Raw genomic sequence first — 13989 nt, 5'->3', positions numbered from 1 at the left:
GGTTCACGAACTGCCGGAACGCCCAGAAGTTGTGCGTCTTCTGGTTCGCCGTTACCGACCACGACGTTTCGAGTACGTCGGTGAGCGCACCGACGTACACTTTTGAGACACCCTGTTCGTGCAACCGTTCGATGAGGTCGCGGACGAGAGCGTCCTGTGCGTGGTTCCGACGCTTCGTTCGCTTTCGATACAGCCGACGAATCCGGTTGCTGCTGTACCTGTCTTCATCCAGCAGCGATTGGTACTCGGCGATTCGTTCGGTCGTTTCTGNCCGAGGCCGTATTCGTCTTTCAGGTCCGAACCCACGAGGATGTCGAGACGGGACCGTTCGCCCCACTGAATCGAGTACGACGTGTTGCGAATGTACGTCCGAAGCTCGCGTCCCTCGTCGCGGTTGCCCCAGAATCCGGGCGGGCGAGCGCGCTCGCCCTTCTTCTTGAGCGTGAAGTACGACCGCCACGCTTCGGCGTTCTTCCGTTCGATTTGCTGTACGGTCGAAGCACCGAGAACGCCGCCGTACCGACCACGGTACTNCTTTCGATACAGCCGACGAATCCGGTTGCTGCTGTACCTGTCTTCATCCAGCAGCGATTGGTACTCGGCGATTCGTTCGGTCGTTTCTGCGAAACGTCCGAACAGGTCGCGTCCTTCGTACAGAAACTGTTTTCCGGTCGTGGTCGTACACGCGACGAGATTGTTCGCGCCGATATCCAGAGCGGCCGTTTCGTCGGCCAGTGGTGATGCCTGCGGAGAACAGTCGCGGACAGGCTGAANGAAGTACGACCGCCACGCTTCGGCGTTCTTCCGTTCGATTTGCTGTACGGTCGAAGCACCGAGAACGCCGCCGTACCGACCACGGTACTCGGACGTGTCGAACACGTCCTCGTCGGGATCTTCGCGGTTCCGGCGGCGCTCGTAATTGACTTCGTTCCATAGAGACGCCGAAGCATCCAACAGCCGACGAAGCAGTTCTTCGTCGGCGTCGGTTTGTGGAACCACATCGAAGGTGTTGGTCCGTTGCATCTAGGACCCCTGTTCCTCGATGTACTGCTCGATGGTCNAGTTCTTCGTCGGCGTCGGTTTGTGGAACCACATCGAAGGTGTTGGTCCGTTGCATCTAGGACCCCTGTTCCTCGATGTACTGCTCGATGGTCTCTTTCAGAACGCTGCCGGAGCTGCCGACATAGTACGAACGAGTCCACTTGATTCGGTCCTCGAAGCGCTGGTTGTACCAGCGCGCCGAGATTCCTTTGAGCCAGTTCACCAACAGTGACGGCGCGTTCTTCGGCGGGCTGCCGACGAACAGGTGAACGTGGTCGGGGCGAACCTCGGACTCGATGAGTTCGATGCCTTTCTCGTTGCAAATCTCGGCGAAGATGGAGTCGAGACGCTGTGGCGTCTCTCCCGTCAGACGCGACTCCCGGTACTGAGCGGAACCCTGTTCCGCGATGTCCGCAGAATCTTCGATTCTGCGAGACTTCGGGATGAATACTATATGGTAATAGAGTTCGTAAGTCGCGTGACGGGTGCTCTTTACCATCCATGTAGACTGTGGCGCGGAATGGTAGTAAGCGTTTCGTACACGGTGGCACTCCTTCCAGGCGAAATAGTTGTTCTCGGTGGTTATGGCCTTCCACGACACAGTTTACGGTGCGTACCCCGCTCTGAAGGGCGAGGCTCTGCGCCTGTGATTAACGTAGGCGCGGGCTTCCTCCTCGTCTCAGATTCCTCAAGGGCTGAAGTTAACCCNGCGTACCCCGCTCTGAAGGGCGAGGCTCTGCGCCTGTGATTAACGTAGGCGCGGGCTTCCTCCTCGTCTCAGATTCCTCAAGGGCTGAAGTTAACCCACCCGCCATCGAAGACGCGCTATGGCTGGCCTGGTGGCGGCGTTCGAGACGATCGTGGAGGTGTTGTTTCGAACGTTCGGACCGTTCGTCATCCCCGCGACCGTCTTCGTCGTCGGTCTCGTCGGCTACGCTGCACTGTTCCTGTTCAACCGGTGGTTCGCCGGCCAGTAAGCCACCGATCGACGCCCGCCGGACAGACCGGCACCGGACGATACCAGCACAACAGCTAAACGCCAGCGCGCCGCCCGTGTGGCATGGTCGATCCCATGCGCGAGTTCGAGACACCCGCTGTCGAGGAGCTCCCGGACGACCTCCAAGAACGGATCGCCGAGGAAACCGAAGACGCCGGGTTCACCCCCAACGTCTTCCAGGCGTTCGGGTATCGTCCCTCTCACTTCCGGGCCTTCTTCGCCTACCACGACGCGCTGGTCGAGCACACGGCCCTCGAACGCGAGGAGATCGAGATGATCGTGGTCGCGGTCAGCGGTGCGAACGACTGCTACTACTGCATCGTCGCTCACGGCGCGCTCCTACGGATCTACGCCGACGATCCGCTACTCGCCGATCAGCTCGCCGCCAACCACCGTGCCGCGGATCTCAATGAGGCCCATCGCACGATGCTCGACGTCGCGGTGAAGCTCACCGAATCCCCTGGCACTATCGATTCGAGCGACGTAGACCGGCTCCGTGAGGTGGGCTTTTCCGAGAAAGCGGCGTGGGACATCGCCAGCGTGACCGCCTTCTTCAACCTCTCGAACCGGATGTCGACGTTCGCCGACATCCGCCCGAACGAGGAGTTCCACACGCTCGGACGGAGTGCCCCCGAAACGGACGAGTGAATCGGGCTGCGGCCGATCGGATCGCTCCCGCTCGCAACACCGATCGGCACGCTTCGCAAACGGGAAGGCGGACGCCCCCGCCGATCGAACATATGGTATGATCGGTGGTTTCGGTGGCCCGGGAGTTGCCTTCGCCGTACTTGCGGCGTTCGTCTGGGGTGGCTACCTGTTCGTCATCAAGTCGTACTTCGCTGGCTACCCCGCCTCGGTGATCCTCGTGGGAATCAACGTCGCGGCGTTCTGCTGGTACCTTCCAGTCGCCGTCCTGACTACTCCATCGAACGCGCCGCTACTGCCCGGATCGCTGGAGCCGACCGCGTGGCTGTTCATGCTGGGTGTCATCGGGGTCACCGCGCTCGCGACTGGCTCGATGTTTCGTGCACTCGCGGTCGGCGACGTCTCCTACGTCGCCCCGGTGAGCAAGATCGTTCCCGTCTTCGTCCTGCCACTCGAAATCGTGCTCCTCGGCGAGCATCTCTCGCCCGTCCAGATCGCGGGCGTCGTGATAGCGACGTTCGCGGTCTACCTCATGAACTACCGCGGCGGTGGGTTGCTCGTGCCGCTCCGGAAGACGGTGACGTACCGACCGGCGCAGTTCGCCCTGCTGAGTGCGATGTTGTTCGGGATCGTCGACGTGTCTCGACGGGTCATCCTCCAGGAGTTCACGATCCCACCGCGGGTGTGGGTGCTCGGACTGTTCGGAGGGATGGCCCTCCTCGTGGCCCCCGTCGCGATACGATCCTGGCCGGAGGGCACGCGGCGTGACGCGCCGAAGTTCGTCGCGACCGCGCTGTTCGCCGTCGTCGGCGAGCATCTCACCGCCCTCGCGTTCGATGTCGCCCCGGCGAGCATCGCCTCGCCGATCATCAACACACAGGCGATAGTGGCGGTTCTTCTGGGTGGTGTCGTGCTCCACGAGGAGCGTCTTCGTTCCCGGCTCGGTGCTGCCGTGATCGCCGTCACCGGCGTGGCGCTGATCGCTGCGTGACCGATCCCACCCACGAACGTGTACTCGTGAAACGTCGTCGAACCCGGTCCAGGCCCCACCAGCGAGGAGACCCTCGATCTCGGGGTCAGGTTCGTGGCCTACAGACACACACAGCACGGTTAAGCCAACTGCCGCCGTATCGATGGCATGTCTCAAGCGGTGAAACTCGGACGGATCGCACCCGTTCCCGCTGAGTTAGAGTATCCGGTGTCACGCGAGGCCGTCGTCGATCAACTGGGTGAAACGACCGTTCTCCTAGCGGACGGCGAGGTGAACTTCGGCGACCTCATCGACGAGGCGAACGAGGACACGTTCGACTCCCACGACAGCCTGGTGCTCGAAACGATGAACCTGCTCCCGCTTGACATCCACCACACGACTAAAGTCGTGGGATTCCTCCGGTGGGGTCTCGTCGGGCATTAGCGCCCTCCCCCACGGGGGCAACTTGCGGGTTTGTGCGCGCTACTTTGGAACTTTCGTGAGGGTGTGACATCCCCGACCATTCGTGGTCGTTCCACTCGTATCGCACGGGCCGTGCCATCGGCCTTGCTACCGTCGTCTGTCGCTGAAGGAACGTTTTTGACGCGACCAAATCTGCGTGTCCCTCGAAGCCGCATTCGCAAGTGAGCGTGTCGCGGTGGCGTGTAGTCCGTTCCGTCGCACCACACTGCGGACACTCTTGGGAAGTCCACGCTTCGGAACGTTCGACTACTCCGATGCCGAACTCCTCGGCGGTAGTTTCAAGTCGGTCGATGAACGCTCCGAACGCCCAGAAGTTGTGCGTCTTGGCGTTCGACTCTACCGACCAGTGCGTTTCGAGGATGTCGGTGAGCGCACCAACATACACCGTCGAAACGCCCTGTTCGTGCAACCGTTGCATGAGGTCTCGCGCAAGTGCGTCCTGCATATGGTCGCGTCTCATGGTCCGCTGCCGGTACAGTCGCCGGATGCGCTTCGACGTGTACCTTCCGTCGCGGAGCTTCGATTGCAGGCGTGCAATCTCTTGAGTGGTCGAACGAAACCGCTCGAATTGGTCGCGTGCGGCGTACAGGTACTGCTCGCCAGTTGTGGTCGTACAGGCGACGAGATTGTTCGCGCCGATGTCCAGAGCAGCCGATTCGTCGGCTACTGGTGTTCCGAGTCGAGGGTGAAGATCCGCTACCTCGACCGGCTGATAGGCCCTGAACTGGCCGCGTTGCTCGTCGTACTGTATCTCTAACTGGCACTGCTTGCCGTCCCACCGTGGTTCGCCGCGCACTTCCAAGCGGAGCCGCCCGGACAGACCATACTCGTCCTTGAGATCTTTGCCGACTGGGATTTCGAGACGCGAGCGGTCGCCCCACTGAATCGTGTATTGATCGTTTCGACCGTACCAGCGGAGTTCACGCCCTTCGTCCTCGTTGCCCCAGTAGCCGGGCAAGCCTTTGTCGGGTTCGTCCGAATCGAAGAAGCCTTTCCACGCTTGGTCGTTCTTTCGAATGGCTTGCTGTGCCGATGCGGAGCCGAGAACACCGATGTATCGCTTGCGATAGTCTTCGGTCTCCCACACCGTTTCGCCGTCGAAGAGTTGTTGGCGGCGTTCGTAGGTGAGTTCGTTCCACAGCGAAGCGGTCGCATCCATCACGCGGCGAAGTAACTCCTCGTCCGTCTCGGACATCGGAACCACTTCGAACGTGTTGGTCCGTCTCACGGGATGCAGTCACGACCGGAACTAAGATAAACCTATGGTTTCCCATAGAAAACGTGTCGAAGTATATCAACATCGAAGTGCCGGACGAATCGGAGTACGAACGCCTCTCACGTGTGAAGAACGACCACGGGTTGACGTGGCGCGGGATGTTGCTTCGGGCCGCCGAGGAGCTTGAAGACGGTTGAGACCCAGCCATGTAGCCGCCAGTGGCGCTCGGACCCACGACGGAAGTCGGTGAGGCTTCCGCTTGCTTACTGTCACTCGTGGGTAGCTGACGTGCCGAACGCCGGAAGGGCCTTTGCCGCGCCGGGCCTGCGGACGGTATGCGCGGCCTCGACGACACCGACCGCGAGATCCTCGACCTTCTCACCGACGACGCCCGTCGGCCCTACCGCGAGATCGCCGACCGAGTCGATCTCTCGCCACCGGCGGTCTCCGATCGGGTCGACCGGCTCCGCGAGCTCGGCGTCATCCGCGGGTTCACGCTCGACCTCGATCGATCGCTGCTCGACGCCGGACGCCACGTCCTCGTCGAGCTACGCGTTCGGCCCGCGACGCTCGACGACGTCCGGGCGGCTATCGAGGCCGCGACGCCGGTCGAGCACGTCTTTACCACCGCCGACGCACGGATCGTCTTCGACGCCACGCTCGACGGCCGTGACGTTCGCGACCTCCTCGTCGAGACGATCGACCTCGACACAGTACGAGAGTACGACGTCCGGCCGCTGTCGAGCACGTCGTGGACGCCACGGATCGGCGACGCAGTGTTCGCGCCCGAATGCGTCGAATGTGACAACACCGTCGACGAGGAGGGGACGACGGCGCGACTCGACGACGAGCTGTACCACTTCTGCTGTCCGTCGTGTGAGTCGCAGTTCACCGAGCGCTACGAATCGCTCCGCGAGGGTGCGGCGGACTGAATCTCCCGAAGCAGCCTTCAGTCCGCGTGTGCCATCGTCCCCTCGTCGCCGCCGCTCGACTCGAAGAAGGTGACGTAGATCTCCGCGAGGAACACGGCGGAGAAGACGACGTTCAAGATCGTGGCGTACCCGCTCGGGGCCGTCCCACCGGCGCTGCCTGGCTGCGGGATCAGCCCCACGGTGGCCCACGTGTAGTGGATCACGACCCCCGAGACCGCCGCGAGCGTGAAGATCGAAACGAACAGCACGGCGGCGAGGCGCGCGCCGTAGTACTTCCGGTACATGTTCACGATATGGGGGACGATCAGGTCGGCGAAGATGAAACTCATCACACCGCCGAAGGGGATCCCGGCGTTCCAGAGCACCACCGCGAAGGGAATGTTCGCCACCGAGCAGACGAACGTCAGCACGCCGACGGCGACACCGATCACGCTGCCCAGCGCTACCCACGCGAACGTGCCCTCGGGCGCGAGCGAGAACAGGCCAGTCCAGAACGACTCCGGGACGAACGCCGCGATCAGCGCCGCGACCACAAAGCCCGCCGCGATGTCCTTCCAGAGCATGTCCCACTCGCCGATCGCGTTCCGGAAGGCGTTCTTCCAGCCCTCCCTGGTCAAGAGCTTGTCCCGCCACGTGTCGTCGGTGTCGCGATTCCGATAGGTCTCCTTGCACGACTGTGAGCAGAAGTACTCGGTTCCGTCGTCGGTCTCGACCGAGTAGGTGTCCTCTTCCTCGGGATCGACCTCCATCCCACAGACCGGATCGCGGGCTCCCTCGTCGCCGAGGTTCTCGCGCGCGGCCGCGAACCACTCGTCGGGGACGACGTACTTCGTGATCCCCGCGAGCAACAGGATCATCAGAATGCCGCCGAACACGTCGGCGGCGACGAACTGCCAGCCCAAGAGGATCCACATCACGAGCCCGATCTCGATCACGAGGTTCGTACTCGCGAACTGGAAGGCCCCGAAGGAAGCCTCCGGCGAGGCTCCTTTCTTGAAGATCGATTTCGTGGTGGCGACCGCGCCGAACGAACAGCTCGACGAGAGGAAGCCGAAAAACGAGCCGAGGCCGAGCGCGCGCAGGCCCCGCCCGCCGAGGAGATCGGTCATTCGCTCCTCGGTCACGAACGCCTGGACCGCACCCGCGATCGTGAAGCCGAGCACGAGCGCCCACCACGTCTTCCACGTCATCTCGGCGACGAACCGTCCCGCCTCGACGAGACCGTCGACGATAGCCATGTGTGCGGTAGGGCCTCCGAAGTTACGTGGATTCTGCCTTCGAGACCAAACCGCCGGGGGCGAGGGGGATGACCAGCGACAGACCCCCTCACATCAGATCATCGACTTCGGTTCGTTAGCCACAACGGACGAAAGCCGTCCTCCCGAAGAAAAGCCTGCAATGGCGCTCCAAGAGATCGACCACCTCGACGACGACGCGCGCGAGTGTCTCGACAACTGCCTCGAATCCGCACAGGTCTGTGAGTGGTGTGCCGACGAGTGTGCGAGTCACGGCGAGGAGATGGCGGAGTGTATCAGACTCTGTCGAGACGTCGCGGACATCGCGTCGCTCCATGCACGACTGATGGCGCGTGATTCGGCGTACAGCGAGGATCTGGCCGCGACCTGCGCGGACGTCTGTGAGGCCTGTGCCGACGAGTGCGAGAGTCACGATCACGACCACTGCCAGGCCTGCGCGGACGTTCTCCGTGACTGCGTCGAGTCCTGCCGACGGATGGCATCGTAACGACGCCACACACGAGACTAAACTGACACTTTTTCGGACAGATCCCTCACACGGCGTTCAGTCGGTCGGATCGGGGTCGTACTCCGGACCGACGGCCATCGAGAGCGCGCCTGGCCGGACCTGGAGGTCGAGTTCGTCGTGGGTGCTGATCTCGCCGTCGAGACTGAAGTCGATCGAGCGGTCGCAGCCCACGATCTGGAGTCGTCGGGCGAAGAGCCGATCGACGTGTTCGGTGTCTCGGCCGAGGAGCTGCTGGGCGATCGCCTCCGTGACGCGGTCGCTCTGTGGCATTTCCTCGATCACGGTGACGTCGAACAGCCCATCCTCAACGTTCGCCTGGCCGATGCGGTTGGTGAACCGCCGGGAGTTCCCCACCAGCACGCAGAGCGCTTCGCCCGACCACGACCACGTCTCGCCGTCGGCGACCGCCTCGATCGCCACGTCGAGCGGGTCGAACGTCGCCGCCTGCTGGACGCCCGTGATGACGAACGCGAGCGGGCCGAACCGTTCTTTGACGTCGGAGGTGGTCGCAGCGCTCGCGTCGGCGGTCAGCCCCGCGACGCAGGACTTCACGAACGGTTCGCCGTCGGCGACACCGAGATCGAGCGCGCGGACCGCGCCTTCATCGAGCATCGCGAACCCGTGTTCGATCTCCTCGATCCCGAGATCGGTCGCCACGATGTTCGCCGTGCCCGCGGGGAGCACACCGAGGCGAACGTCGTCGAGCGCTTCGGCCGCCACGAGCCCCTCGATCACCTCCTTCAGGGTGCCGTCGCCGCCGCACGCGCCGAGCACGTCGACGCCCTCGGCCGCGGCCTCGTGAGCGAGATCGACAGCGTGTCCTGCCCTGTCCGTCTCGCACACGGTGTAGCCACGCTCGTTGGCGAGGCGGTAGACCGAATCGAGATGGTCGCCCGACCCGCTCTCGGGGTTCACGACGACGCGCTTTTCGAGGGCGTCGGTCGACGCTCCGCCATCGGTTCGAACGGTGGTCGAGGATCCCATCGTGCTGTTCGGCCGCCGGTCTGTGGCCGGGGAAAATAAGTGGACGGACTGCACCCGCAGCGATCTACAGGTCGTCGACTTCGACCAGTTCGCGGATCCCGTCGACGCGATCCCGGATCGCCGCGCGTTCCTCGCTGTCTTTGTCGTCCCAGTGGCTGTAGACGAGCCCCATCCGGTGGTTCTCGCGGAGCGGGTCCTCGTTTCGACCCAGGAAGTCCCAGTAGAGCGCGTTGAACGGACAGGCGTTCTCGCCGACCGTCTTCGTCTTCGCGTATCGGCAGTCCCCACAGTAATCGCTCATGTCGTCGATGTAGTTCGCGGAGGCGGCGTAGGGTTTGGTCGAGAGTCGATCGCTGCCGAACACGCCCATCCCGACCACGTTCGGCGTCGTGACCCAGTGGTAGGCGTCGACGTACGCCGCGTGGAACCAGCGGTTGATCTCGTCTGGGCGGACGCCGTACAGCAGCGCGAAGTTCGAAAGCACCATCAGCCGTTCGATGTGGTGGGAGTACCCCCGTTCTCGAACGCTCCCGACGACATCCGCGAGGCAGGCCATCTCGGTGTCGCCGGTCCAGTAGAAGTTGGGAAGGGTGTGATCGGCATTGAGGAGGTTCGCGGTCGCGAGATCGGGCATCGCGCGCCGGTAGACGTGACGCATGAACTCGCGCCAGCCGATCACTTGTCTGAGGAACCCCTCGACGCTCGCGAGCGGGAGGTCGTCCTCCCGATAAGCGTCGAGCGCGCGCTCGGCGACCTCGCGGGGGTGGAGCAGACCGAGATTCATCGAAGTCGACAGCAGCGCGTGGTTCAGCGCCCACTCCTCTCCGAGCATCGCGTCCTGGTACGGGCCGAACTCCGGAAGACGATGCTCGACGAAATCCGTGAGCGCGTCGAGCGCCCCCTCGCGCGTGACCGGCCACACGAACGCGCCGGGATCGGCCCACTCCCCTCCGTAGGGCGGTTCGTCGTAGCCGCCAGCGAACTCCTCGTCGACCCACGCCGCGACCTCCTCGGTGAGGTCGTCGGGCTCGAATCGCGGTGGATCGGGCGGATCGTACTCGTCGCCAGGGAACTCCCGGTTCGCCTCGTCGTAGTTCCACTCGCCGCCGACTGGCTCGCCGTCCTCGATCAGATAGCCCGTCTCGCGCCGCAGCATCCGGTAGAACCCCTCGTGTTGGAAGCGTTCGTCGTCACCCGCCCACTCGTCGAACCGTTCGATCGAACACAGGAATCGCTCGTCGGCGACGAACTCGATCTCGCCGCCGCGCTCCGTGACGAGGGTTTCGAGCCGGTCGGCCGCGCCGTGTCCCGCGGGTGTCATCGTGACCAGGCTGTCGTCGGGGTGGGCGTCGAAGTGATCGTCGAGTCCGTCGCCGAACGTTTCCACCTGGTGGTATTCGACATCGTGGCCGTCGGCCCGGAGTTCGTCGCGGAACTGTCGCATCGCGCTGAACACCAGCACGAGTTTGTGAGGATGGTACGGCAGTTTCCGGGCGAAGGCGTGGGCTTCGATCATGAGCACCCGCTCGTCGGCGTCAGCGCGGGAGAGCGGGCCGACGTCGCGAGTAAGCTGATCGCCGAGAACCCAAGTCGTCATTTCGATCCCGACCACGACTGCCGACGCAGTGAGTGATTCACACCCACACGAGGCGCACCAACCGCTAAAGCGGCCCGGCCGCGGCGACGGCTTCGGCTTTTCGCCCCGACGTCTGCACTCGGTTCGGTGTATCGAACCCGGCCGGTTTCGGGGCCGACGACGGAATCGGCGGTCTTTTGGGCCGAACGAACGAACACGAAACGACTGATGACTCCCGATACCGACGCCCTCGACAGACGAACCGTCCTCCGTGGCGCGGCCGGCGTGCTGGCCGCGGGAGCACTCGCTGGCTGTTCCGGCGGCGACAGCGGGTCGAACGGCTCCGATGGCTCGGGAACGGACAGCGAGGCAGCCACCGGCGGGGACGCGACGAACGAAACCACAGCAGCCGATGGGGAAGCCACGTCCGAATCGACCGACAACGGGTCGTCGGGCAACGCTTCGAGCGCGAACGGGACCGCGGGAGCGAACGGGACCGGAGAAGCGAACGGTACCACCGGAGCAAACGCCACCACGGCGACGAACGGAACGGCGGGGATGAACGACACGTCCGCGACGAACGGCACGGCGGGGACGACCGTCGGGACGGGAGCCGTCGACGAGTATCTCGCCGAGGCGAAGGGGTACGACGGCTCGATCGCCGACGAGACCGGCTCCGATGCGATCGAAATCGCTGTCGGTGCCGGCGAGAACGGGTTCGCGTTCGGCCCAGCAGCCGTCCGCGTCTCGCCCGGCACCACGATCACGTGGACGTGGACCGGCGAAGGGGGAACACACAACGTCGTCTCCGAGGACGGCCCGCTCAACAGCGGCCAGCCGGAGATGGGCGAGGACGTGACCTACGAGGAAACGCTCGACTCGCCGGGCGTGTATCCCTACTACTGTAACCCACACCGATCGCTCGGGATGAAGGGCGCGGTCGTGGTCGCAAGCGAGTAGAACTCCATCGAGCGTCGCAGCACCGACCGCGATCCGGCCCGTTATGGGGCTCGCGACCCTATTATTTTACACATGGACGACGAGAACGACTTCGATGTCGTGGTGGTCGGCGGCGGGCCGGCCGGCCTCACGACCGCCCTCTACACCACCCGTCTGGGCCACGATACGGTGGTCGTCAACCGCGGCGGCGGGCGCGCCGCGATGATGCGTGACACCCACAACGTCATCGGCATCACCGAGGACGTGAGCGGCAACGGACTCCTCCAGGCCGCGATCGATCAGATTCAGGACTACGGCGCGACGTACCGCCGCGGCGTCGTCACGAACGTCGAGAGTGTCGACGGGCCGCGGGATTTCCGGGTCGAGACGGGCGAGGACGAGCTCGCGGTCGACCGCGTGGTGCTCGCCACCGGCTTTTCCGATGAGCACCCCGACCCGCCGCTGCCTCGTACTGGCCGCGGTCTCCACTACTGCCTCCACTGTGATGCGTACATGTTCGTCGACGAGTCGGTGTACGTGATGGGCCACGGCGAGTCGGCCGCCCACGTCGCGATGATCATGCTCAACTTCACCGACGAGGTCGATCTCCTGCTGCGGGGGCACGACCCCGAGTGGTCCGACGACACCGACCGCCAGCTCCGCGCGCACCCAGTCGAGATCGTCGACAGCGAGATCGAGAGCAAATTTTCGGACGAGCAGAGTCCAGAATGGCTCGGCGGGTTCGAATTCGAGAACGGAACCCGGCGGGAGTACAAGGGTGGGTTCGCGATGTACGGCTCGCAGTACAACAACGACCTCGCGGCGGGGCTTGGTTGTGAGCTCACCGATGACGGGACGGTCGCGGTCGACGACCACGGGCGGACATCCGTCGAAGGAGTGTTCGCGGTCGGCGACCTCACGCCGGGCCACAACCAGATCCCGGTGGCGATGGGCCAGGGCGCGAAAGCCGGGATCGCCATTCACTACGACCTCCGGCGGTTCCCGATGAGCATCGAAGAGCTCGAGGCCGCCGGTGGGGTCGACAGCGAGGACGTACCGGCGGTATCGGCCGATCTGCGATCGAGTTCGGCCTCCCACGCCGCCGGCGACGACTGATCAGCGCGGCGGATCGGACGGGCGCGGTGGATCGAGTCGGTGCGGTGGATCGACACCGCGGGTGGTATGTGGACGGGAGCAGTAAAGGAAATATGCAGGCCGAGTGCGATGACGATCGGAACCCGAGCCGACGAGCGCGCGACGAACGGATCGTGGGACGGTCGCGATGAAACGGATTCGACTCGGTAACGCGGTGTTCGAGGGGCTGAACAACAGCTACGTGATCGGGACGGAGCCAGACGCGAAGACGACGCTGATCGATACGGGCGTCGCCACGCCGGACGTCCGCGAGCAGTTGGCCGAAGGGCTCACCGAACACGATCTCGCCTTTGCTGATGTCGACGAGGTGGTTCTCACCCACTGGCACGAGGACCACGTCGGCCTCGCGGGCACGATCCAGGACGCCGGCGGCGCGACCGTCCGCGTCCACGCCGACGACGCGCCGCTGGTCGAGCAGGACGACGGGGCGTGGTCGGTGATGAACGAGCGCCAGCGCGACCTGCTCGACGAGTGGGGGATACCCGACGATCCTCGCGAGGAACTCCTCGCGTTCCTCGACAGCCACGGGGAGCTGACCGGTCCCGCGCCGACCGTCGAGCCGTTCACCGACGGCGCACGATTCGAGACGGCTGCGGGCACGCTCGAAGCGATCCATCTCCCGGGGCACGCCGCCGGCCTCTCGGGATTCGCCCTCGACAGCGAGCAGGGCCGAGAGCTGTTCAGCGGCGACGCCCTTCTGCCACACTACACGCCGAACGTCGGCGGCGCGGACGTGCGTGTCGAGGGGCCGCTCGCCCGGTATCTCACGACGCTCGAACGGATCGTCGACGGCGAGTTCGATCGTGCATATCCGGGCCACCGCGATCCGATCGACGATCCCGCGGGCCGCGCACGCGAGATCGCCGCCCACCACCGCGAGCGCACGGGACGAGTCGTCGACGTGTTGGCCGAAACGGGGCCAGCCGATGCGTGGACGGTGAGCGCACACCTGTTCGGCGATCTCTCGAGTATCCACATCCTCCACGGACCGGGCGAGGCGTACGCCCACCTCGATCACCTCGCGGCGGACGGCGTCGTCGAGCGGACGGATCGAAAGTACCGCCTCGTGGAATCCGATCCGAATCTCGACGCGCTGTTCCCGTCGATCGCCACCGCGTGAGCCGCCGGCTTGAAACGAGTTTCAGGGATTAGTACTGTTTTCAGAGTTCCCCACAGCACAGGTTGTCGATTCGTTGGAATCGCCGTGCAAGATACAGAGCGCATATTGATCACTGACTAGTCGGGGTCTGGCAAGTGGTCGGAGAGATAGATACAGGTGAATTCGAG

The 13989-nt window shown here is 64.1% G+C and carries 15 protein-coding genes and 2 pseudogenes (1 of these 17 running past the window's edge); 10 read left to right on the top strand and 7 right to left on the bottom strand.

The genetic code is table 11. The features are described from left to right. From C450_RS23415 to tnpA, 3 genes and pseudogenes are all read right to left on the bottom strand, one after another. Nucleotides 1-531: pseudogene (locus C450_RS23415) on the bottom strand (transposase); its annotated part reaches 270 nt to the left of the window's first position; the annotation flags it as partial. 39 nt (nucleotides 532-570) lie between these two features. After that, nucleotides 571-1023: pseudogene (locus C450_RS22630) on the bottom strand (transposase); the annotation flags it as partial. A 94-nt stretch (nucleotides 1024-1117) separates the two neighbouring features. Beyond that, nucleotides 1118-1540, bottom strand: coding sequence for an IS200/IS605 family transposase (tnpA, locus tag C450_RS04280; RefSeq protein WP_005040441.1), 423 nt, complete (start codon nucleotides 1538-1540; stop codon nucleotides 1118-1120). 328 nt (nucleotides 1541-1868) lie between these two features. Here tnpA and C450_RS22305 point away from each other — a divergent pair, with 328 nt between their 5' ends. From C450_RS22305 to C450_RS04265, 4 genes are all read left to right on the top strand, one after another. Continuing rightward, on the top strand, nucleotides 1869-2018 hold the full coding sequence (locus C450_RS22305; RefSeq protein ID WP_169317806.1) for a hypothetical protein: 150 nt from the start codon (nucleotides 1869-1871) through the stop codon (nucleotides 2016-2018). A gap of 95 nt (nucleotides 2019-2113) precedes the next feature. Continuing rightward, nucleotides 2114-2686, top strand: coding sequence for a peroxidase-related enzyme (locus C450_RS04275; RefSeq protein WP_005040438.1), 573 nt, complete (start codon nucleotides 2114-2116; stop codon nucleotides 2684-2686). Nucleotides 2687-2783: 97 nt separating this feature from the next. Continuing rightward, complete coding sequence (locus tag C450_RS04270; protein ID WP_005040437.1) at nucleotides 2784-3674, top strand: DMT family transporter; 891 nt, start codon at nucleotides 2784-2786, stop codon at nucleotides 3672-3674. Between the two features lie 147 nt (nucleotides 3675-3821). Further along, nucleotides 3822-4097 carry a DUF5789 family protein gene (locus tag C450_RS04265; RefSeq protein ID WP_005040434.1) on the top strand — a complete coding sequence of 92 codons (276 nt, stop codon included), beginning with the start codon at nucleotides 3822-3824 and terminating at the stop codon, nucleotides 4095-4097. Here C450_RS04265 and C450_RS04260 read toward each other — a convergent pair. Further along, nucleotides 4054-5364 (bottom strand): IS200/IS605 family transposase, encoded by a 1311-nt coding sequence (locus tag C450_RS04260; protein ID WP_049909826.1) that lies wholly within the window; start codon nucleotides 5362-5364, stop codon nucleotides 4054-4056. The two genes, C450_RS04265 and C450_RS04260, sit on opposite strands and share 44 nt — an antisense overlap. A 53-nt stretch (nucleotides 5365-5417) precedes the next feature. On the opposite strand from C450_RS04260, the gene C450_RS23160 reads away from it, so the two are divergent. Both C450_RS23160 and C450_RS04255 read left to right on the top strand, forming a co-directional pair. Then, nucleotides 5418-5549 carry a hypothetical protein gene (locus C450_RS23160; RefSeq protein ID WP_005040430.1) on the top strand — a complete coding sequence of 44 codons (132 nt, stop codon included), beginning with the start codon at nucleotides 5418-5420 and terminating at the stop codon, nucleotides 5547-5549. A gap of 138 nt (nucleotides 5550-5687) precedes the next feature. Then, the gene (locus tag C450_RS04255; protein WP_005040428.1) at nucleotides 5688-6284 is read left to right on the top strand and encodes a winged helix-turn-helix transcriptional regulator; all 597 of its coding nucleotides are present in this window, start codon (nucleotides 5688-5690) and stop codon (nucleotides 6282-6284) included. 17 nt (nucleotides 6285-6301) lie between these two features. Here the strand turns inward: C450_RS04255 and C450_RS04250 are convergent, their stop codons facing one another. Then, complete coding sequence (locus C450_RS04250) at nucleotides 6302-7522, bottom strand: permease (protein WP_005040426.1); 1221 nt, start codon at nucleotides 7520-7522, stop codon at nucleotides 6302-6304. Between the two features lie 160 nt (nucleotides 7523-7682). Here C450_RS04250 and C450_RS04245 point away from each other — a divergent pair, with 160 nt between their 5' ends. Next, nucleotides 7683-8027 (top strand): four-helix bundle copper-binding protein, encoded by a 345-nt coding sequence (locus C450_RS04245; RefSeq protein WP_005040424.1) that lies wholly within the window; start codon nucleotides 7683-7685, stop codon nucleotides 8025-8027. Between the two features lie 57 nt (nucleotides 8028-8084). Here the strand turns inward: C450_RS04245 and C450_RS04240 are convergent, their stop codons facing one another. Next, nucleotides 8085-9032 carry a diacylglycerol/lipid kinase family protein gene (locus C450_RS04240; protein ID WP_005040422.1) on the bottom strand — a complete coding sequence of 316 codons (948 nt, stop codon included), beginning with the start codon at nucleotides 9030-9032 and terminating at the stop codon, nucleotides 8085-8087. A gap of 64 nt (nucleotides 9033-9096) precedes the next feature. After that, entirely contained in the window at nucleotides 9097-10629 is a 1533-nt protein-coding gene (locus tag C450_RS04235; RefSeq protein WP_049909825.1) for a cryptochrome/photolyase family protein, read from the bottom strand. A gap of 207 nt (nucleotides 10630-10836) precedes the next feature. Here C450_RS04235 and C450_RS04230 point away from each other — a divergent pair, with 207 nt between their 5' ends. The 3 genes from C450_RS04230 (at nucleotide 10837) to C450_RS04220 (ending at nucleotide 13822) form a co-directional block, all read left to right on the top strand. Next, nucleotides 10837-11568 (top strand): halocyanin domain-containing protein, encoded by a 732-nt coding sequence (locus tag C450_RS04230; RefSeq protein ID WP_152424393.1) that lies wholly within the window; start codon nucleotides 10837-10839, stop codon nucleotides 11566-11568. 72 nt (nucleotides 11569-11640) lie between these two features. Further along, the gene (locus tag C450_RS04225) at nucleotides 11641-12663 is read left to right on the top strand and encodes an NAD(P)/FAD-dependent oxidoreductase (RefSeq protein WP_005040415.1); all 1023 of its coding nucleotides are present in this window, start codon (nucleotides 11641-11643) and stop codon (nucleotides 12661-12663) included. Nucleotides 12664-12829: 166 nt separating this feature from the next. Continuing rightward, nucleotides 12830-13822, top strand: a complete 993-nt coding sequence (locus C450_RS04220) for an MBL fold metallo-hydrolase (protein ID WP_005040413.1) — start codon at nucleotides 12830-12832, stop codon at nucleotides 13820-13822. Nucleotides 13823-13989: the final 167 nt, after the last annotated feature.

It is taken from the genome of Halococcus salifodinae DSM 8989 (assembly GCF_000336935.1).
GTDB lineage: Archaea > Halobacteriota > Halobacteria > Halobacteriales > Halococcaceae > Halococcus > Halococcus salifodinae.
Note: the sequence above shows the minus strand (reverse complement) of the source record. Positions and strands in the feature narration are given on the sequence as shown.

Excerpts from the sequence above, each read along its gene's own strand:
- C450_RS04235 (WP_049909825.1), bottom strand. The coding sequence starts at position 10,629 with ATGACGACTTGGGTTCTCGGCGATCAGCTTACTCGCGACGTCGGCCCG.
- C450_RS04250 (WP_005040426.1), bottom strand. The coding sequence starts at position 7,522 with ATGGCTATCGTCGACGGTCTCGTCGAGGCGGGACGGTTCGTCGCCGAG.
- C450_RS04275 (WP_005040438.1), top strand. The coding sequence starts at position 2,114 with ATGCGCGAGTTCGAGACACCCGCTGTCGAGGAGCTCCCGGACGACCTC.
- C450_RS04245 (WP_005040424.1), top strand. The coding sequence starts at position 7,683 with ATGGCGCTCCAAGAGATCGACCACCTCGACGACGACGCGCGCGAGTGT.
- C450_RS04255 (WP_005040428.1), top strand. The coding sequence starts at position 5,688 with ATGCGCGGCCTCGACGACACCGACCGCGAGATCCTCGACCTTCTCACC.
- C450_RS04240 (WP_005040422.1), bottom strand. The coding sequence starts at position 9,032 with ATGGGATCCTCGACCACCGTTCGAACCGATGGCGGAGCGTCGACCGAC.
- C450_RS04225 (WP_005040415.1), top strand. The coding sequence starts at position 11,641 with ATGGACGACGAGAACGACTTCGATGTCGTGGTGGTCGGCGGCGGGCCG.
- C450_RS04270 (WP_005040437.1), top strand. The coding sequence starts at position 2,784 with ATGATCGGTGGTTTCGGTGGCCCGGGAGTTGCCTTCGCCGTACTTGCG.
- tnpA (WP_005040441.1), bottom strand. The coding sequence starts at position 1,540 with ATGGTAAAGAGCACCCGTCACGCGACTTACGAACTCTATTACCATATA.
- C450_RS22305 (WP_169317806.1), top strand. The coding sequence starts at position 1,869 with ATGGCTGGCCTGGTGGCGGCGTTCGAGACGATCGTGGAGGTGTTGTTT.
- C450_RS04265 (WP_005040434.1), top strand. The coding sequence starts at position 3,822 with ATGTCTCAAGCGGTGAAACTCGGACGGATCGCACCCGTTCCCGCTGAG.
- C450_RS04230 (WP_152424393.1), top strand. The coding sequence starts at position 10,837 with ATGACTCCCGATACCGACGCCCTCGACAGACGAACCGTCCTCCGTGGC.
- C450_RS04220 (WP_005040413.1), top strand. The coding sequence starts at position 12,830 with ATGAAACGGATTCGACTCGGTAACGCGGTGTTCGAGGGGCTGAACAAC.